This window comes from Leuconostoc lactis KCTC 3528 = DSM 20202, assembly GCF_014651235.1.
GTDB classification, from domain to species: Bacteria; Bacillota; Bacilli; order Lactobacillales; family Lactobacillaceae; genus Leuconostoc; species Leuconostoc lactis.
Window position 1 is genome coordinate 41,096 of the sequence record NZ_BMWM01000010.1, and the last position, 16,546, is coordinate 57,641.

Below are 16,546 nucleotides of genomic sequence, written 5' to 3' on the forward strand. Positions count from 1 at the left end.
GGAGAGAGCAGATGAATCAAAAATTAACGTCAGTTCTCAATCAAGCACCACGCCGTGGCCGTCAATATACCCTGATTGCGCTGGTATTGCTTGTTTTGGTTGGGTTATCGTCACCGGCATTAAAGGGGGCAGATATTACCGCTAAAGGTTTTGACATTGGTCAGAGTATTTTAACGGGGCTTGTCACACCAGATACACAATTGCTGTTTGGCTTAGGTGATAGTGGTGTTTTCTACCTGATTTTGCAAACGATTGCTATTGCGTTTCTTGGCACTTTGGTTGGGGCAGTGATTGCGGTGCCGCTATCATTTGTATCAGCGACGAATATTGTGCCGCGACCAGTTGTGATTGTGACCCGTTTTATCATTATGGCCATTCGGACCATTCCGTCATTAGTTTATGGTTTGATGTTTATTCGTGTCACGGGGCCTGGGCCATTTGCGGGGGTCATGACATTGGCGGTGGTTTCAATTGGAATGATTTCGAAGTTATTTATTGAAACAATTGAAGATTTGGATCCTGGTATTTTAGAATCGTTGGATGCGTTTGGGTCAACTTTTTTCCAGAAAATTCGTTATGGCGTCTTACCACAATTGGGGCCAGATTTTATTTCAATTTTAGTGTATCGGTTTGATATGAATTTACGGGAAGCGACTATTTTAGGGCTTGTCGGCGCTGGTGGTATTGGAGCGCCAATGATTTTTGCCTTGAGTGCGTATCATTGGCATCAAGTGGGCGCTATTTTAATCGGACTCTTCATTTTGGTCTTTGTTGTGGAAATTTTGTCGGACAAATTACGACAAAAAATTTTACGGGGCTAGGACACCTAGACGACCAAGGTCGTCTTTTTTTAGGAGGAGACAATGAAACAATTTAAACTGTATTATACATCTGACGTCCATGGCTACTTACTTCCAACGGACTACATACAAGCAGGTGCGCAGCCGTTAGGCTTAGCCAATGCGGCCACTCATTTTCAAAAAGATGCCCAAACGCTTATTATTGATGGCGGCGATATGTTTCAAGGCTCACCAATGTTGCAATATTTACAACAACAGCCGGCACAAGATGCCGTGACGACGGCCATGAATCTGGCGGGTTACGATTATGTGACCCTAGGAAATCATGATTTTAATTTTGGTTATGATGCCCTCCAGCAACATTTAGCGCGCCTGGATGCGACGGTGATTGCCGAAAATGTGACGGATTTGAACGGCCACACTCTGTACCCCGCACAAATTAAAACGCTAGGGGATGGGACACGGATTGGGTTAATGGGCTTAGTTACGGATTATATCAATATTTGGGAACAACCGGCCCATTTAAATGGCATTAAAATTACCGCACCATTGCATCAGGCCCAACAAACCGTTGCTTACTTGCGGGCACATGCTGATGTGGTGATTGGGCTTTATCATGGGGGGTATGAACGCGATTTGGCCACTGGTCAATTACTGAGTGACACGACAGAAAATATGGCGTGGGCATTAACGCAAGCGCTTGATTTAGACATCTTACTCACCGCGCACCAGCATGGTGACGTGCAGCCGCAAGTGATTAATGGGGTGTTAACGCTACAACTACCCAATCAAGCGAAAAAATTTGCAGTGGTAACAGGTCAAAAGCATCAAGACCAATGGGAGTTTGCTGCTGAAACGAAACCAGTTGGTGACATCGCCCGCCCAGACATCGTTACAGCCCTCGCGCCGTTACAGCAACAAGTTGAGGCGTGGCTGGACCAGCCGGTTGCGACATTAAATGCGCCAGTACCATCGGCGACGCCTTTGGAATTAGCGCAAGTTGGTCATCCTATTTTGCAATGGCTTGCTGCCGTGCAACTCGCTGCTTCGCAAGCTGATGTGACACTGGTGAGTTTAAACAACAATCCGATGAGTTTACCGGTCAACGTCACGTTACGACAAATTTTGCAAAACTATCCCTTTGATAACACCTTAGTCACTAAGCGGGTCACGGGTCGTGCGTTGCGGGCTAGTTTAGAACATACCGCAGACTACTTTATATTAGAAGAAAACGGCCAGTTGGCGATTAATCCAGCTTGGCTCCAGCCTAAAGTTGAACACTATAACTATGATTTGGTGTATGGGTTGCAATACACGTTTGATGTCACGCAACCAGTTGGGCAACGGGTGACTGCCATGCGTTTTAACGGACAAGCGGTCCAGGACGAGGATACCTTAACCGTTGCCATGAATAGTTATCGTGCTGTTGGTGGTGGCAATTATGCGGCTTATCAACAGGCACCAACTGTTTTTAGTGATGATCGGGCCGTACAAGAATTGCTAACGGCCTATTTTAAAACGCATCAGCAGCTCCCAACCGCCCCAAAACTCGCCTTCAAACTGAAATATTGAACAAATTTGATTGTTAAAGTTTATTAAATAACAGTGCGTAATATAACTGACATCATCTCGATGTTTGCTTATTATATTTAAAGCATAGAATACTCTACGTAACATATCGTAAGAAAAACTTAAATCAATCCAATAAGAGGTATATATTTCATGCTTAGTTTTAAAAAGACATTAACAGTTGCTGCTGGTGTAGCCAGCGCATTTGCTTTCGGTGCATCACATGCTAGCGCCGACACGACAGATTCACAAAACCGCCCAACAGACTATGTTGTTAAGGCTGGCGACACATTGAACAAGTTGTCAAGTGAATACAACACAACAGTTGAAGATATCGCTGCTAAGAACAACATCACTGATGTGAACTTGATTTTTGTTGGTCAACATTTGACTTTTGCTGAAGCAGCTGCGTCACAAGCAACTGCTGCCCCAGCACAAGCACCAGTTGCTCAAGCACCAGCAGCACCTGTTGCCGCACCGGTACAACAAGCGCCAGTACAACAAGCACCAGCTGCAGCGCCTGTTCGCCAAGCTGCACCACAAGTATCATCTTCAGCGGCTTTGAACGCTTTGATTGCGCGCGAATCTGGTGGTAACGTGCATGCACGTAACGGTCAATACTATGGTATCGGTCAATTGTCAGCACAAGCACGTGCCGTTTACGGTGGTAACTCAGCTGACTATAACGACCAATTGAACGCCATGAAGGCTTATATTGCAGCACGTTATGGTACAGCCGAAAACGCTTGGGCACACTCACAAGAAACTGGTTGGTATTAAAATTTAGCGTGAATACGCCCGAATTTATACGTTAAAAGATCACTACGGTGATCTTTTTTTGTTGCCATTTTGGCTGAACTTGTTTGACACCTTTTTAGCAAGTCGGTATACTTGTATCAACGCAAGAGGGCCTTTGGGGAGGGGAACGATGACAATGTTAGAGAGCCAATACTATAATCAGGCATTAAAGTTTTTTGTGCATGAAAAACGAGTGCCGGTTAAGCGTATTTTAACGGAAGCCAATATTTCACGTAGTCGTTTTTATGCTTATCTTAACGGCGCGGGTGATTTGGGGATGACGCGGTTGTTATCCATTCTCAATGTATTACACGTTAATTTGACTGATTTTTTGATGTATGCCCGTGTCTTACAAGAAGAAGCTTGCCAAACAATAGGCAAAAAGCCGACACAGCAAGGTTTGTCACGATCAGAACAATTACAAATAGCCGCACAAGTTGCGACCCAAGTGCATGATTATGCACCGTTGGTGCAGGTGTTGCGTCAAATACAGCAAACCGTTGATTATGACGAAGAACGGGCACAAATTCAGCCGTTGTTACCACTGATAACCGGTATTTTGTGTGCCTCAACGTACCGTACAGCAACTGAACTTGCGCTTTTTTAGTGGTGATACCACATTTAACTTATGACCAACTACAAATGAATTTTCCTAAAGCCCAAGCGGCATTAACGCAGCGACTGACAGACAGTCATGACGTCGCACCGTATTTGACGAATTTTTTAGTTGAAATGCAATACAAAATGTTGATGGCAGCCCTGCAACAGCAAGATATGACCACAAGTATGCAACTTGTGACACAAATTACGACCGTTTCAACTGATGCATTGGCTTGGCATGCTCAATTCATTAAAAAAATTGTCACTGTGATTCAAGCTATTTTACAAGATCAGACCGCCACAGCCAAAATGCTGTACAGTAAATTAATTGAGCTGGTTTATTTTATTCAACCAGCAGACCAATGGCTCAATTATGAAAAGTTACTGTACCATGATTTTGACCATTTCGAAAAAGCAATTCTCGTCACCAACGCCGTACGATAATTGCTTTTTCTTGTATAATGGACTTATGCAAATAAATTATGATTTTTTAGACAACTATACCTTTAAAAATAAAGCGATGACGGTACGTAACCGCGTGGTGATGGCGCCAACGACATTACGCTCGTCACTAGAAGATGGTAGTGTATCAGATAATGAATTGCATTTTTATCAATTACGTGCACAAGGGCCGGGGATGATTGTGACCGAAGTGGCTTATGTGAACGAATTAGGCCGTGGTTGGGAGGGCGGCCTTTCAGCGGCGCATGATGACAATATTCCTGGTTTGCGCCGCTTAGCAAGTGCGATTCAATCTGGTGGTGCGAAGGCCATTTTACAAATTTTTTCTGCTGGTCGCCAAGCGACAAGTGCGATTTTACGTGGCGAAACCCCTGTTTCGGCTTCAGCGCAGCCTTATCCAAAAGGTGATCACGAAACACCACGGGCATTAACGCATGATGAAATTGTACAAACGATTGATGATTTTGCACAGGCCACACGGCGTGCTATCTTAGCAGGTTTTGATGGCGTCGAGTTGCATGGGGCGAACTTATATTTGATGCAACAGTTTTTTTCACCAGATAGTAACCGACGGGATAATATTTGGGGTGGCTCGTTAGAAAAACGTGAGCGTTTTGGCTTAGCCGTGACGGCTAAAGTGGCACAAACGATTGATAAATATGCTGATCGGCCGTTTTTGTTAGGGTACCGACAATCGCCGGAAGAACCGATGACACCAGGGATTACGCTAGCTGATTCGTTAGCATTTGCTCAAAAGATTGCAGCAGTGCCGGTGGACTATTTACATTTATCACTGAAAGATGCGTTTCAAACACCGTTTAAAGATAAAACAGACACGGCCATGATTATTTCACACTACAAGCAGGCATTACCAGCAGACTTTCCGATCATGGTGGCTGGGCTATTGAAGCAACCAGAACAAGTTGAACGTTTGATGGATGAAGGGGTGACGTTTGCCGCCTTAGGCCGTGAATTGATTGTGGAACCAAACTGGGTACAAAAGGTGGCGCAACATGATATACAAGCCATTCGGTATGCGGTTTCACCAGCTGATTTTGAGTTGTTAGGAGTGCCAAAGCCATTAGAAAAGTGGTTACTGACACGCTTTAGAAATGGTTTGCCCATTACAACCGATCCGGAGTTTGATCCCAAAGTTCCATGGCAATACTATAAGCACAACGTTGTGAATGCGCCACGGCCAGTTGAGCCAACCCAACTCTTAACGATGAAGCCAAAAGCGTCACAATCTGAATAAACCAATGTGAGGGCAATTAATTTGTAAAAATTGATGACATTTTTTGATAAAAAGTATTGACGGCGTTTTGATTTCTTGCTATACTAATATAGTTGTTTGATACAGATCAAACATCACTGACCATGGCTCGTTGGTCAAGTGGCTAAGACGCTGCCCTTTCACGGCGGAATCGAGAGTTCGATTCTCTCACGAGCTATATCAAGTCGCAACTTCGGTTGCGGCTTTTTATGTGTCCAAAAGCACTGACCAATTGTTGGTTGGTGCTTTTTTGTGTTCTGGCTGGATAAAGCGTATAATTAAAGCACTGAATTTGAAGAGAGCGAGACGGATTTTGGCCAACGAAATTAAAACTGATGAAACAAAATACTTGAACAAAACGCTAACAGCAATGAAAAAAGCATTGCAGACCACTGATGCTGAAATTAAACGGACAAATAAAAACATTAACAGTGTTGCCCAGAATTGGGGGGGTGTTCGCCTCAAGACGGACACTTATTCTGGGATTGTCGAGACAGCCGCCTCAATTCGGCAACAGCAACAAATGCTTTCCGAACGAGAAAATTCTAAGACGCGGGCAGAACAACGTTTTGCCACGTTGACGAAGCAAATTGAACGGCCGTACTTTGCGCGGATTGATTTTAGCGAGTCAGCAAGTGATTCTGGCGAAGCCGAAACGATTTATATTGGTCTTGGGTCATTTAGTGATGAAGACCATAAGTTTTTAGTGTATGATTGGCGTGCGCCAGTGGCGTCGATTTACTATGATGGCGGCATTGGTGATGTCTCTTATCTGACACCAGATGGTACCCAACAAGCAAATGTGACGTTGAAACGACAATTCCAGATTGAAGATGGTGTGATTGTCACACTCTTTGACACAGAGGAAGCGATTGGGGATGCGATGTTGATGAATGCCTTGTCAGGTGAATCATCAACTAAAATGAAGTCCATCGTGACAACGATTCAAAAAGAACAAAATAAAATCATTCGTAACACGGCTGCCGACTTGTTATTTGTCCAAGGTGCTGCCGGATCGGGGAAAACGGCGGCTGTCTTGCAGCGTGTTGCTTATTTGTTGTACCGCTACCGCGGTAAGTTGACATCTGGACAAGTGGTATTATTTAGTCCAAACCAATTGTTTAATGACTATATTGATAATGTTTTGCCAGAACTTGGTGAACAAAATATGGTCCAGATGACATTTTATCAGTATGCGTCACGTCGTTTACCAAAGATTGCGGTGGAAACCCTGCAAGAACGCTTTGAATATGATCACACCTCCGCTGCAATCAACTTAGCGAAGGGAAGTTTGGCGATGTTTGACGCGGTTACCGCGTATGCTGAACATTTGAACCGCGCCGATATGCGTATTCGTAATATTATGTTCCGCGGTGAACCATTGGTAACGAAAGAACGCATTGCCGAAATTTATTACCAATATAACGACAACTATAAGTTGGGCCAACGGTTAGAAGCAACACGTGACAGTCTCATGCGGCTGTTAAGTGCGCGAATTGGGACGGAAATGCGCAAAGACTGGGTTGAACTTGAAATTGAAAACCTCTCTAAGCAAGAATATGACGAATTAGTTGGTGCCGGCCGTGTCCGGATGGGCGATGATCAAGAGCAAGATGCGGCTGCAAAAACACGCTTAGCACAGCTGGGTGAAGGCCCTAAAGAACGCGAGTTTGCGAGTGAAAAAGCGGAACGCCAATTCTTGTCACGACAAATTGTAACGCGTGCCTTAAAGCCATTAGCACGTCAAATTCGACGGGGTAGCTTTTTGAATATCAATGCGCAATTTGTTGATTTCTTACGTCATGCTCATGAGTATATTGATTTGTCAAAATTTGGGGTATCCATGGCGGACTGGACAGCCCATGTTGACAGCGTGATCGATGCCCTAAAAAATAAGCAATTATCATTAATTGACACGACCATTTACCTGTATCTTTATGATTTGATTACCGGAAAAAATGGGGAACGTGATATTCGCTTCTTATTTATTGATGAAATACAAGATTACACGCCTTTCCAACTGGCCTTTTTGAAGTTTAGCTTCCCACGCGCAAAATTCACGGTGCTAGGTGATTTGAATCAAGCGATCTTTACCAAAGATAATGCCACAACGTTACAACAAGATTTTGCGACCTTATTTGATCCAGATCGCGTTGAAACGGTTAAATTGACCCAAACGTATCGGTCAACCCAACAAATTACTGACTTTACCAAGCACATTTTGCGAGGTGGTGAGGATATTGATGCCTTTAACCGTGCAGGAAATAAGCCAGAATTATACGTGTTACCTGATGAGGAGGCGATGCTGGCACAACTCCGTCAACGGTTAGCAGTAGATGCTGAGCAGAAAACATCGACGGCCATTATCACCAAAACACTGGAAGATGCCCAGAACTTGGCGCGTCAATTGGGTGATCGTTCGGTGACGTTGATTCAATCTGAAAATCAGCGACTGGCACAAGGGGCCATTATTGTGCCGTCTTACTTAGCTAAAGGGTTGGAATTTGATTCAGTGGTGATTTGGCATGCGGATAATACCCGTTATGGGGATGATTCAGAACGCCGTCTGTTATATACGGTAGCGAGCCGCGCGATGCACGAATTGACGATGCTAGCGCAAGACCAGGCCACGGTTTTGTTGGATGATGTGCCGGCAGACCTCTATGAGGTTAAGGCATGAACACGTTAGTACAAGCGATTCAACAACGCTATCAGGGTGACTTCATGACAGTGGGGATTACCGGATCGGTGGCGGTTGGGAAAAGTACGTTTGCGGCCAATTTGGCTGAGGCATTAGCCGTTAACGTCGCTGTTGTTAGCACGGATGATTTTTTGATGTCTAACGCGACGCTCATGTCGCAGGGGTTATTTGATCAAAAGGGCTTCCCGCAAACGTATGGGTTGGACAAAATGGCACAGATGATTGCGGCCTTTCAAGCTGGTCAATCGACCGTTACAATACCGCTTTATCGCCAAGATATTGCAGATATTGATGCCCAAGCCCAGCAAACGATTTCGCGTCCGGATATTTTAATTATTGAAGGTGTTGTCGCCCTGCAATTGGCAGTCCTTGATTTTAAAATTTATTTAGATGCGTCATTAGCAGATATTAAAGCGTGGTATTTGTCACGGACATTGGCCATGACGGCGCAAGCGCAAGACGATCCGACCTCATGGCGGTATCAGTTTGCCAAAATGCCGGTTGCTGAATTATCTGAATTAGCGATGACCACCTGGGATGAAACGAATCAAGTCAATCTGGATCGCTATATTTTACCCACACAACAACAGGCTGATGCTGTTGTCAGTCTGGATTCGGAACATCAGATTCGCCGTATAACAATAAAATGATCGTAATTAATTGTCAACTTTGTTGACAATTTTTTTCGTTAGCGGTAAGATATTCTACATGATCAAATGGATCGTTCGTTTAGAAAACGCTAATTAATGTGATAATGATCAAAAAAGGAGTTATATATGAGTGAAAAAATTCTCGACGTGCATGGGAAACCCGTCAATCGTATGGCGATGATGATGGTCTTGCTTGTCGGCGTGTTCTCAGTGATGCTGATGCAAACAGCATTAGGGACTGCGTTACCTGCGTTAATGACCGCTTTTAACGTGAATGCCTCAACCGTCCAATGGTTAACAACCATTTTCTTGATGGCAAACGGTATTATGGTGCCAGTTTCAGCTTACTTGACAACACGCGTTCCAACGAAGGCTTTGTATCTTTCGTCTTTGGGACTATTTACTATCGGGACCTTGGTGGCTTTTGTGACGCCAACTAATGCTTTTTGGCTGTTGATGGTGGCCCGTGTCTTGCAAGCCATGGCGGTTGGTATCTTGATGCCTTTAATGCAGGTGGTGTCGCTATCATTATTTGATGCAGAATCACGTGGTAAAGCCATGGGGCTTGGGGGCTTGGTTATCGGTATGGCACCAGCCATCGGACCAACGTTATCTGGTTGGATTCTTGAAGAGGATCATACGTTATTGGGCTTCACATTAGTGAGTTCTTGGCGTTCTATCTTTGGTGTGGTACTACCCGTGGTCATTGTAGTTATGATTGCGTCATGCTTCATTTTCCATGATGTCTTACCAACGCAAAAGGTGACGTTGAACGTGCGCTCATTAATTGAATCAACCTTTGGTTTTGGGTTGGTTTTGTATGGCTTTGCGATGGTTGCCTCAAATGGTTGGGGTAGTGCGCAGGTCATTGTGCCATTAATCATTGGCTTTTTGACCGTGATCGAATTTATCTGGCATCAATCAAAAATGGACAAGCCGTTTTTGGATATGTCCGTCTTTAAATCAAAACAGTTTACGATTACAACAATCTTGGTATCACTTGCCATGATGGCCATGATCGGTGTGGAAATGGTTTTGCCAATTTACATGCAAAACATCCGTGGCTTAACGCCACTTCACTCTGGTTTGATCTTGTTACCAGGTGCCTTGATGATGGGTATTGTGTCACCAATTGCTGGGGCATTTTACGATAAACATGGCGCCAAGCGTTTAGCGATTACCGGCTTTACGATCCTAATTATTGGGACAGTACCATTGGTTTATTTAACTGCTGATACCCCAACACTTTACATTACAGCGCTCTATACATTGCGTATGTTTGGTATTGCCATGACCATGATGCCATTAACGGCGTCAGCGATGGGTGCCTTGTCACCACAAACAGCTGCCCAAGGGACAGCTGCAAACAATACCATGCGTCAAGTGGCGTCTTCTTTGGGAACAGCGGTGTTGGCTTCAGTGATGCAATCGGTCACACAAAATCACATGCCAGCAACCACTATGAAGGGCGCAGACCCATTGTTGTTTGGTAAGAAAGCCTTGGATGCCACGTTAACTGGTTTCCACGCCTCATTCTTCCTAGCTGCAGGCTTTGCGATTGTTGCCATCTTAATCGCGTTCTTCCTACACAGTGGTAAGGTCAATACACCGGCAAAGGAGGCAGCATAAGATGATTATCATTATTCTGGCAGTATTTGCCGTTCTAGCCTTTTGGGCAAATATGACGATTAAGTCAACTGTGACACGTTATGTGACGGTAACCGTCATGTTTATCGGTTTGATTTTGAGTGTTATTGCGATTGTTGCCAACATGCATAGCCATTTTGGTATGAAAACAGTGGTGACAACGACTAAAACTGAAATTTACTCAGCAGGTTCACCGCAACAACAATTTGGGGTACTTTTGTATCAAAGTGTTGGGACTGCGGGTAAAGAAAATGTTTATATTTACAAGGCTTCACCGGACGCCAAGAAAACGACATTGGCAAAACCGGATTTGAAGACGACCTCTCAGCGTGTCGCCGTTGCTGGTGATAAGGCATACAAAATTGTGCAAACAACGCGTTATGTCTACCGTAACAACACTTACAAGTTCTTGTTTGGTTGGGCAGATAATAATCACCAGTTGAAGCACAAGCATGTGATTTATCAAGTGCCGGCAACTTGGATTGCGATGACGCCGGATCAGGCGAAGTCGTTGGCTGCCAAGATGGCACCTAAGACACCAGAAGAACAAGCTGGTGCTGCGGCCAAGCAAGCGGAATTAGCTGCTTTGGCCAAGATAGACCCAGATCGGGCCGCCCGCGCACAAGTTGATCAGATTAAACAAGTGTTGCAAATTACACAATAAGCACAGATAAAAGCGACAACTTCGACTTTAGAGGTTGTCGCTTTTATGCTATGATAATGAAAATAATGGGCTAGTGTACCGATATGGTACGGGTCACAGTCAGCGACAGGAGGGTGAATTTACGCATGTATTTTTTTGTCAATCAAGGCATTGGCCATAGCAATAGTGGTGTCGAACATGCCCAGTTTTATCGTGCGGCCCGTTTTCGTGAACAAGGCTTGCCGTTTAAGTTGGTGTTTACTGACCATTTACCACAGTTACATCAACATATGTCAGAATGGCAACTGGCTGAACATGAAGTTATTGGACTTTATGACTATTTGTTAAGTGACGACCCAGATGATTATCTACAACAGGGGACGCGTCAGCCACAAGTCTATTATGAAGAATCGCTTTGGGATACTGAGCAAACACAACGACTACTGTTTAGACAAGCCACTGGTCGGTATACAGAAACGATCCAACGCCGAAAGCGTCGGACACGAGACGGTGAATATGTTGTGGTTGATGATCGCGTGATACTTGAAAATCAGCAACATCGCGTGGCTTGGCATTATCAATATGATGGCGAAAATGGTAAACGCCCTGTCAATATCCATGTCGATAACTTTCGCGGTCAGCACTACTTATTCACAACGCAGGAAGAGTTGCTCACCTTTTTCTTTGCAGAACTGCAGCGTTATTTTACCCAAAATGTTTATTTCGTTGATCGTGGTGTCTCACATGAAGCAGCCTTAATTAGTTTGAAGCAGGCCGGTTCGCCATTGCAGCTGGGGGTGGTCATTCATGCGGCGCATTTTGTTGGTTTTGTTAACGGCCATCCACTTTGGAATACTTATTATCAATACTTATTTGATCATTTAGCTGTCGTCGATGTCATTATTGTCTCAACGCATCAGCAGCGTGAAGATATCCTATCGCAGTTACAAACGCTAGGTGTGTCGGATGTTGCTGATAAAATCGTGGTGATACCAGTTGGTGGGGTGCCGGCCATTGCGCCGGCGCGTCATTGGCAAGGGCACACGGCTAAATTCGTCACCGCAGCACGTTTACACGTCGAAAAGAATTTAACGCATGTCATAATGGCCGTCAAACAATTACGTGATGCGGGGATGCCCCTAACTTTAGCAATTTATGGTGTGGGACAAGAATATGCCCCCTTAGCACAATTCATCCAAACGCATCAGTTAGCAGATGTCGTGACGCTAAAAGGGTTGAGTCAGGATGTGTTAGCAGACATGCAGCAGTATGATGCGTTTGTTTCTGCTTCTTATTCCGAAGGTTTTGGGCTGGCTTACCTAGAGGCGATGAGTTTAGGACTGCCAATTGCAACTTATACGAATCGCTATGGGGCACAAACTTTAGTGCGTGACGGCGAGAACGGCTATTTGGCGGCCTTTGAGCCACAAACCACGGCTGAAGCACAGAACATCACACATTTGGCTGCGGCCATGCGCCGCATTTTTGATAACTATGATGCGTTATCGCGTGGTGCTAGTCGACGATCAAGTGTATTTCTCAATGCTGATATTGCCAGGCAGTGGGGGCGTTTAGTGGAGGCTTTGAGATGAGGATTGAAATGATTAATGCCTTAACTTATAGTGATGCACCGGGCGTTGCTTGGCAAATTGAGCGGGTACGTACGGGGAAAAGTGACGCTTTGTGGCTGGCAACACCGCATGAAGACGCGGTTCATCTTGTGAAAAAATTAGGACTATTACCAGAGCAAGTTTATGATATGTATGCGCAACGGTACTTAACGGCTATTGATGACACGACGGGTATTTGGTGGACGGATTTTCCAGTACCAGCTGATGCGCAATTTTTGATTTATAGTGATTGGACCAAACATATTGTGAGTCACGGTTATGATCGTGCGCGGGTGCGCTGGTTTAATGATGCGCAACGGTTTGTTCAAGCGGTGATTTGGCTAGATTTAGCGGGTAAAGTAGACTATAAAGAAATCTACCAGCGTAATGGGGCATTATTTGCCAAACAATATTTTAGTGCGGGTGAGTTGCAACAATCCGATTTTTATTTTGGCAAACAAACTGTCCAGGTACGTGATTTTTACTTTGAAGGGCACCGTAATTTTGTGTATGCGTATGATCAAAAATATGCGTCTGCTGCCAGTTATTTAGCTGCGGTGTGCCAGCGTTGGCCACAGGCACAGTTTAATGTGACGCAGTTAGATCGCACATTGGCGTTTGTCCCAAAACAGACGACATTAACACTGGTAGATGGGGTACTAGATGCCAAAGGGCGTTTACGGGCACAATTAGCAGATATTTTACGTGATGACACCCATCCAGTGACCACGATACGGGTGTCAGAACAGGACTACCAAGCACTGCAAGTCCTAGGATTACCGTTGCAAAAAGTCCAAGTCGTCACAATTTGAATACCTTTTCACATATCCCAACACAACGTTGGGATTTTGTTCTATAATAGGTATGTAAGAATAAAATTTTGGAGGCTATCATGGCTAAATTGACTGTTTCAGATTTGGAACTTTCAGGTAAGAAAGTATTGATGCGCGTTGACTTCAACGTGCCAATCAAGGCAGGCGTTATCGGAAACGATAACCGTATTGTGGCAGCGTTGCCAACAATCAAGTACGTACTTGAGCATGGTGGACGTGCGATCTTGTTCTCACACTTGGGTCGTATCAAGTCTGAAGACGATAAGAAGGACTTGTCATTGGCACCAGTTGCTAAGCGTTTGGGTGAATTGTTGGGTCAAGAAGTGAAGTTTGTCCCACAAACACGCGGTGCTGAACTTGAAGCTGCTGTTGCAGATTTGAAGGATGGCGAAGTTTTGATGGTTGAAAACACACGTTTTGAAGACGTTGCAGACGGCCAAGAAACAAAGTATGAATCAAAGAACAATGATGAACTTGGTAAGTACTGGGCATCATTGGGTGATGATATCTTCGTCAACGATGCCTTTGGTACAGCACACCGTGCCCACGCCTCAAACGTTGGTATTTCAGCAAATGTGTCACAAGCAGCAGCTGGCTTCTTGATGGAAAAGGAAATCAAGTTCTTGGGTGACGCTGTGGCAAACCCAGTGCGTCCATTTGTTGCCATTATTGGTGGTGCCAAGGTTTCAGATAAGATTGAAATCGTCAAGTCATTGCTTGAAAAGGCCGACAAGGTAATTGTTGGTGGTGGGATGGCCTATACTTTTGATGCTGCAAAGGGTTACAAGATTGGCAACTCATTGTTTGAAGCGGATAAGGTTGAATTGGCTAAGGAATTGATGGCAGAAGCTGGCGACAAGCTTGTTTTGCCAGTTGATTCAGTTGCCGCTGATGCTTTCTCAAATGATGCCAAGACAGAAGTTGTTGATGCAGCAGCCGGTATCCCTGATGGTTACATGGGACTAGACATTGGACCAAAGTCAGTGAAGTTGTTCCAAGATACATTGGATGGTGCTAAGACAGTTGTTTGGAACGGCCCAATGGGTGTCTTTGAAATGCCTAACTTTGCTAAGGGAACTTTGGCTATCGCCGAAGAATTAGTGAAGGTCACTGAAAACGGTGGTACAACAATTGTTGGTGGTGGTGATTCAACTGCAGCCGTACAACAATTAGGTGTTGCTGACCAATTGTCACATATCTCAACTGGTGGTGGTGCTTCATTGGAATACCTTGAAGGTAAGGAATTGCCAGGAATTGCCGCAATTACAGAAAAGTAAACGTTAAAACAGCCAAACGGCTGTTTTTTAGTTGGTTTTGATCAGGTCGGCTTCGGATAATTTTGACGATGTCATGTATAATAGGACTAACGAAGTCAACTAAGATTTAGGAGTGTCGTATGATTCAGGTTTATAATACATTGTCTCGAGAAAAAGAAGTTTTCAAACCGCTAACACCGGGTAAAGTGAGTATGTATGTCTGCGGACCGACAGTGTATAACTACATCCATATTGGCAATGCGCGATCGGCGATTACTTTTGATGTGATTCGTCGTTACTTTGAATATCGCGGTTACACTGTCAAATATGTCTCGAATTTTACCGACGTGGACGATAAAATCATCAAGCGCGCACGCGAAGAAGGCGTTGATGAAATGACGATTGCCAACAAATATGCTGATGCTTTTCATGCCGATACGTTGCCACTTAACATTAAGCCTGCAACGATTCGGTCACGCGCGACCGAAGTCATTCCAGATATTATTACCTTTGTACAAGATTTGATTGATAAAGGGTATGCGTATGAATCGGCGGGAGATGTTTATTTCCGTGCCAAGCAATTCAAGGGCTATGGTATTTTGGCCCATCAAGACTTAACCGAAATGACTGCTAATGCTGCTGGCCGCTTAGATGATGACGAACAAACCCGCAAAGAAGATCCGATTGACTTTGCGGTTTGGAAAGCTAGTCGTGATGTCGATGAAATTGCTTGGGCATCGCCTTGGGGCAATGGTCGACCAGGTTGGCACATTGAGTGCTCGGTCATGTCACAAAAATATTTGGGCAAAACGATTGATGTTCATGGTGGCGGCATTGATTTGGCGTTTCCACATCATACAAATGAAATTGCCCAATCAGAGGCACGGACGGGTCAAAAATTTGTGAATTATTGGCTACATAACGGCTTTGTGAATGTTGATAATGAAAAGATGTCCAAGTCATTAGGGAACTTTACCACCCTGCATGATATGCTAACGGATTACGATGACCCAATGGCAATTCGCTATTTACTTGCCACAACACATTATCGGCGGCCAATTAACTATGCGCCGGACACATTGGCACAGGCACGTGCTGCGCTAGAACGGCTCCGGACAGGATATCGCAATTTACAATTCCGTTTAGCAGATGCTGTCCCTGGTCAAGATACTGTGCTAGAAACAACCATCCAGCAACAGGTCGAAGCCTTTGAGCTAGCGATGGATGATGACTTTAATGTACCCAATGCCGTAGCTGCAATTTTTGAGTTGATTACATTAGCAAATACGTATGCAGAAGCGACAACTGTTTACGATGGTACGGTGACAAAACTATTAACGACAATTGAGACGCTAATGGGTGTTTTGGGAATTGATGGGTTATCAGGAGCGTCGGATCTGACGGCTGAACAACGCCGCTTGATTGATGCCCGCGCCATTGCACGGACGTCGCAAGACTACCAAACATCAGATGAGCTACGTGAGCAACTTAAGACATTAGGTATTATCATAGAAGATACACCACAAGGGCAGCGATGGCATCGCGCCAAGTAAAACCGCTTTGGCGGTTTTTTTATTAGTCAACGTTTATACAAAGACAAACTTATAGATAGTTTTATTAGTTTATACTGGATAAAAAACGAACGAAGAAAGTGATAAAAAGTGTGATAAAGGTATAAAGCGAACGTGTAAAAAAGAAGTAAAA

Annotated in this window: 14 protein-coding genes and 1 tRNA gene; all 15 read left to right on the top strand. The window is 44.5% G+C overall.

Annotation, left to right across the window (positions count from 1 at the left end; translation table 11 throughout):
* The first annotated feature begins 11 nt into the window (after nt 1-11).
* The 15 genes from phnE (at nt 12) to cysS (ending at nt 16,395) form a co-directional block, all read left to right on the top strand.
* The gene (phnE, locus tag IE039_RS04205) at nt 12-821 is read left to right on the top strand and encodes a phosphonate ABC transporter, permease protein PhnE (RefSeq protein WP_048700442.1); all 810 of its coding nucleotides are present in this window, start codon (nt 12-14) and stop codon (nt 819-821) included.
* A 42-nt stretch (nt 822-863) separates the two neighbouring features.
* On the top strand, nt 864-2,372 hold the full coding sequence (locus tag IE039_RS04210) for a bifunctional metallophosphatase/5'-nucleotidase (protein ID WP_189428786.1): 1,509 nt from the start codon (nt 864-866) through the stop codon (nt 2,370-2,372).
* Nucleotides 2,373-2,522: 150 nt separating this feature from the next.
* Nucleotides 2,523-3,149, top strand: a complete 627-nt coding sequence (locus tag IE039_RS04215; protein ID WP_010004135.1) for a LysM peptidoglycan-binding domain-containing protein — start codon at nt 2,523-2,525, stop codon at nt 3,147-3,149.
* Nucleotides 3,150-3,297: 148 nt separating this feature from the next.
* Nucleotides 3,298-3,774, top strand: coding sequence for a hypothetical protein (locus IE039_RS04220; protein ID WP_010004136.1), 477 nt, complete (start codon nt 3,298-3,300; stop codon nt 3,772-3,774).
* Nucleotides 3,774-4,211, top strand: coding sequence for a hypothetical protein (locus IE039_RS04225; protein ID WP_229782835.1), 438 nt, complete (start codon nt 3,774-3,776; stop codon nt 4,209-4,211). The genes IE039_RS04220 and IE039_RS04225 overlap by 1 nt, the downstream gene beginning before the upstream one ends.
* Before the next feature lie 25 nt (nt 4,212-4,236).
* On the top strand, nt 4,237-5,484 hold the full coding sequence (locus tag IE039_RS04230) for an NADH-dependent flavin oxidoreductase (RefSeq protein WP_189428788.1): 1,248 nt from the start codon (nt 4,237-4,239) through the stop codon (nt 5,482-5,484).
* A gap of 124 nt (nt 5,485-5,608) precedes the next feature.
* Nucleotides 5,609-5,680, top strand: a tRNA-Glu gene (locus tag IE039_RS04235).
* 135 nt (nt 5,681-5,815) lie between these two features.
* The gene (gene helD / locus IE039_RS04240; RefSeq protein WP_189428789.1) at nt 5,816-8,182 is read left to right on the top strand and encodes an RNA polymerase recycling motor HelD; all 2,367 of its coding nucleotides are present in this window, start codon (nt 5,816-5,818) and stop codon (nt 8,180-8,182) included.
* Nucleotides 8,179-8,853, top strand: a complete 675-nt coding sequence (locus IE039_RS04245; protein WP_010006521.1) for a type I pantothenate kinase — start codon at nt 8,179-8,181, stop codon at nt 8,851-8,853. The genes helD and IE039_RS04245 overlap by 4 nt, the downstream gene beginning before the upstream one ends.
* Nucleotides 8,854-8,979: 126 nt before the next feature.
* Nucleotides 8,980-10,482, top strand: a complete 1,503-nt coding sequence (locus tag IE039_RS04250) for an MDR family MFS transporter (RefSeq protein WP_189428790.1) — start codon at nt 8,980-8,982, stop codon at nt 10,480-10,482.
* A gap of 1 nt (nt 10,483) precedes the next feature.
* On the top strand, nt 10,484-11,164 hold the full coding sequence (locus IE039_RS04255; RefSeq protein WP_189428791.1) for a DUF4811 domain-containing protein: 681 nt from the start codon (nt 10,484-10,486) through the stop codon (nt 11,162-11,164).
* A 125-nt stretch (nt 11,165-11,289) separates the two neighbouring features.
* Complete coding sequence (locus tag IE039_RS04260) at nt 11,290-12,735, top strand: glycosyltransferase (protein ID WP_189428792.1); 1,446 nt, start codon at nt 11,290-11,292, stop codon at nt 12,733-12,735.
* Nucleotides 12,732-13,565, top strand: coding sequence for a glycosyltransferase (locus tag IE039_RS04265; RefSeq protein ID WP_189428793.1), 834 nt, complete (start codon nt 12,732-12,734; stop codon nt 13,563-13,565). The genes IE039_RS04260 and IE039_RS04265 overlap by 4 nt, the downstream gene beginning before the upstream one ends.
* An 80-nt stretch (nt 13,566-13,645) precedes the next feature.
* Nucleotides 13,646-14,863: a phosphoglycerate kinase gene (locus tag IE039_RS04270; RefSeq protein ID WP_010004464.1), complete on the top strand. Its 1,218-nt coding sequence runs from the start codon at nt 13,646-13,648 to the stop codon at nt 14,861-14,863.
* A 119-nt stretch (nt 14,864-14,982) separates the two neighbouring features.
* Entirely contained in the window at nt 14,983-16,395 is a 1,413-nt protein-coding gene (cysS, locus tag IE039_RS04275) for a cysteine--tRNA ligase (protein ID WP_189428794.1), read from the top strand.
* Nucleotides 16,396-16,546: the final 151 nt, after the last annotated feature.

Bases quoted from the DNA above. Each gene is read 5' to 3' on its own strand.
- phnE (WP_048700442.1), top strand. From the start codon at position 12: ATGAATCAAAAATTAACGTCAGTTCTCAATCAAGCACCACGCCGTGGC.
- IE039_RS04210 (WP_189428786.1), top strand. From the start codon at position 864: ATGAAACAATTTAAACTGTATTATACATCTGACGTCCATGGCTACTTA.
- IE039_RS04215 (WP_010004135.1), top strand. From the start codon at position 2,523: ATGCTTAGTTTTAAAAAGACATTAACAGTTGCTGCTGGTGTAGCCAGC.
- IE039_RS04220 (WP_010004136.1), top strand. From the start codon at position 3,298: ATGACAATGTTAGAGAGCCAATACTATAATCAGGCATTAAAGTTTTTT.
- IE039_RS04230 (WP_189428788.1), top strand. From the start codon at position 4,237: ATGCAAATAAATTATGATTTTTTAGACAACTATACCTTTAAAAATAAA.
- IE039_RS04245 (WP_010006521.1), top strand. From the start codon at position 8,179: ATGAACACGTTAGTACAAGCGATTCAACAACGCTATCAGGGTGACTTC.
- IE039_RS04250 (WP_189428790.1), top strand. From the start codon at position 8,980: ATGAGTGAAAAAATTCTCGACGTGCATGGGAAACCCGTCAATCGTATG.
- IE039_RS04255 (WP_189428791.1), top strand. From the start codon at position 10,484: ATGATTATCATTATTCTGGCAGTATTTGCCGTTCTAGCCTTTTGGGCA.
- IE039_RS04260 (WP_189428792.1), top strand. From the start codon at position 11,290: ATGTATTTTTTTGTCAATCAAGGCATTGGCCATAGCAATAGTGGTGTC.
- IE039_RS04265 (WP_189428793.1), top strand. From the start codon at position 12,732: ATGAGGATTGAAATGATTAATGCCTTAACTTATAGTGATGCACCGGGC.
- IE039_RS04270 (WP_010004464.1), top strand. From the start codon at position 13,646: ATGGCTAAATTGACTGTTTCAGATTTGGAACTTTCAGGTAAGAAAGTA.
- cysS (WP_189428794.1), top strand. From the start codon at position 14,983: ATGATTCAGGTTTATAATACATTGTCTCGAGAAAAAGAAGTTTTCAAA.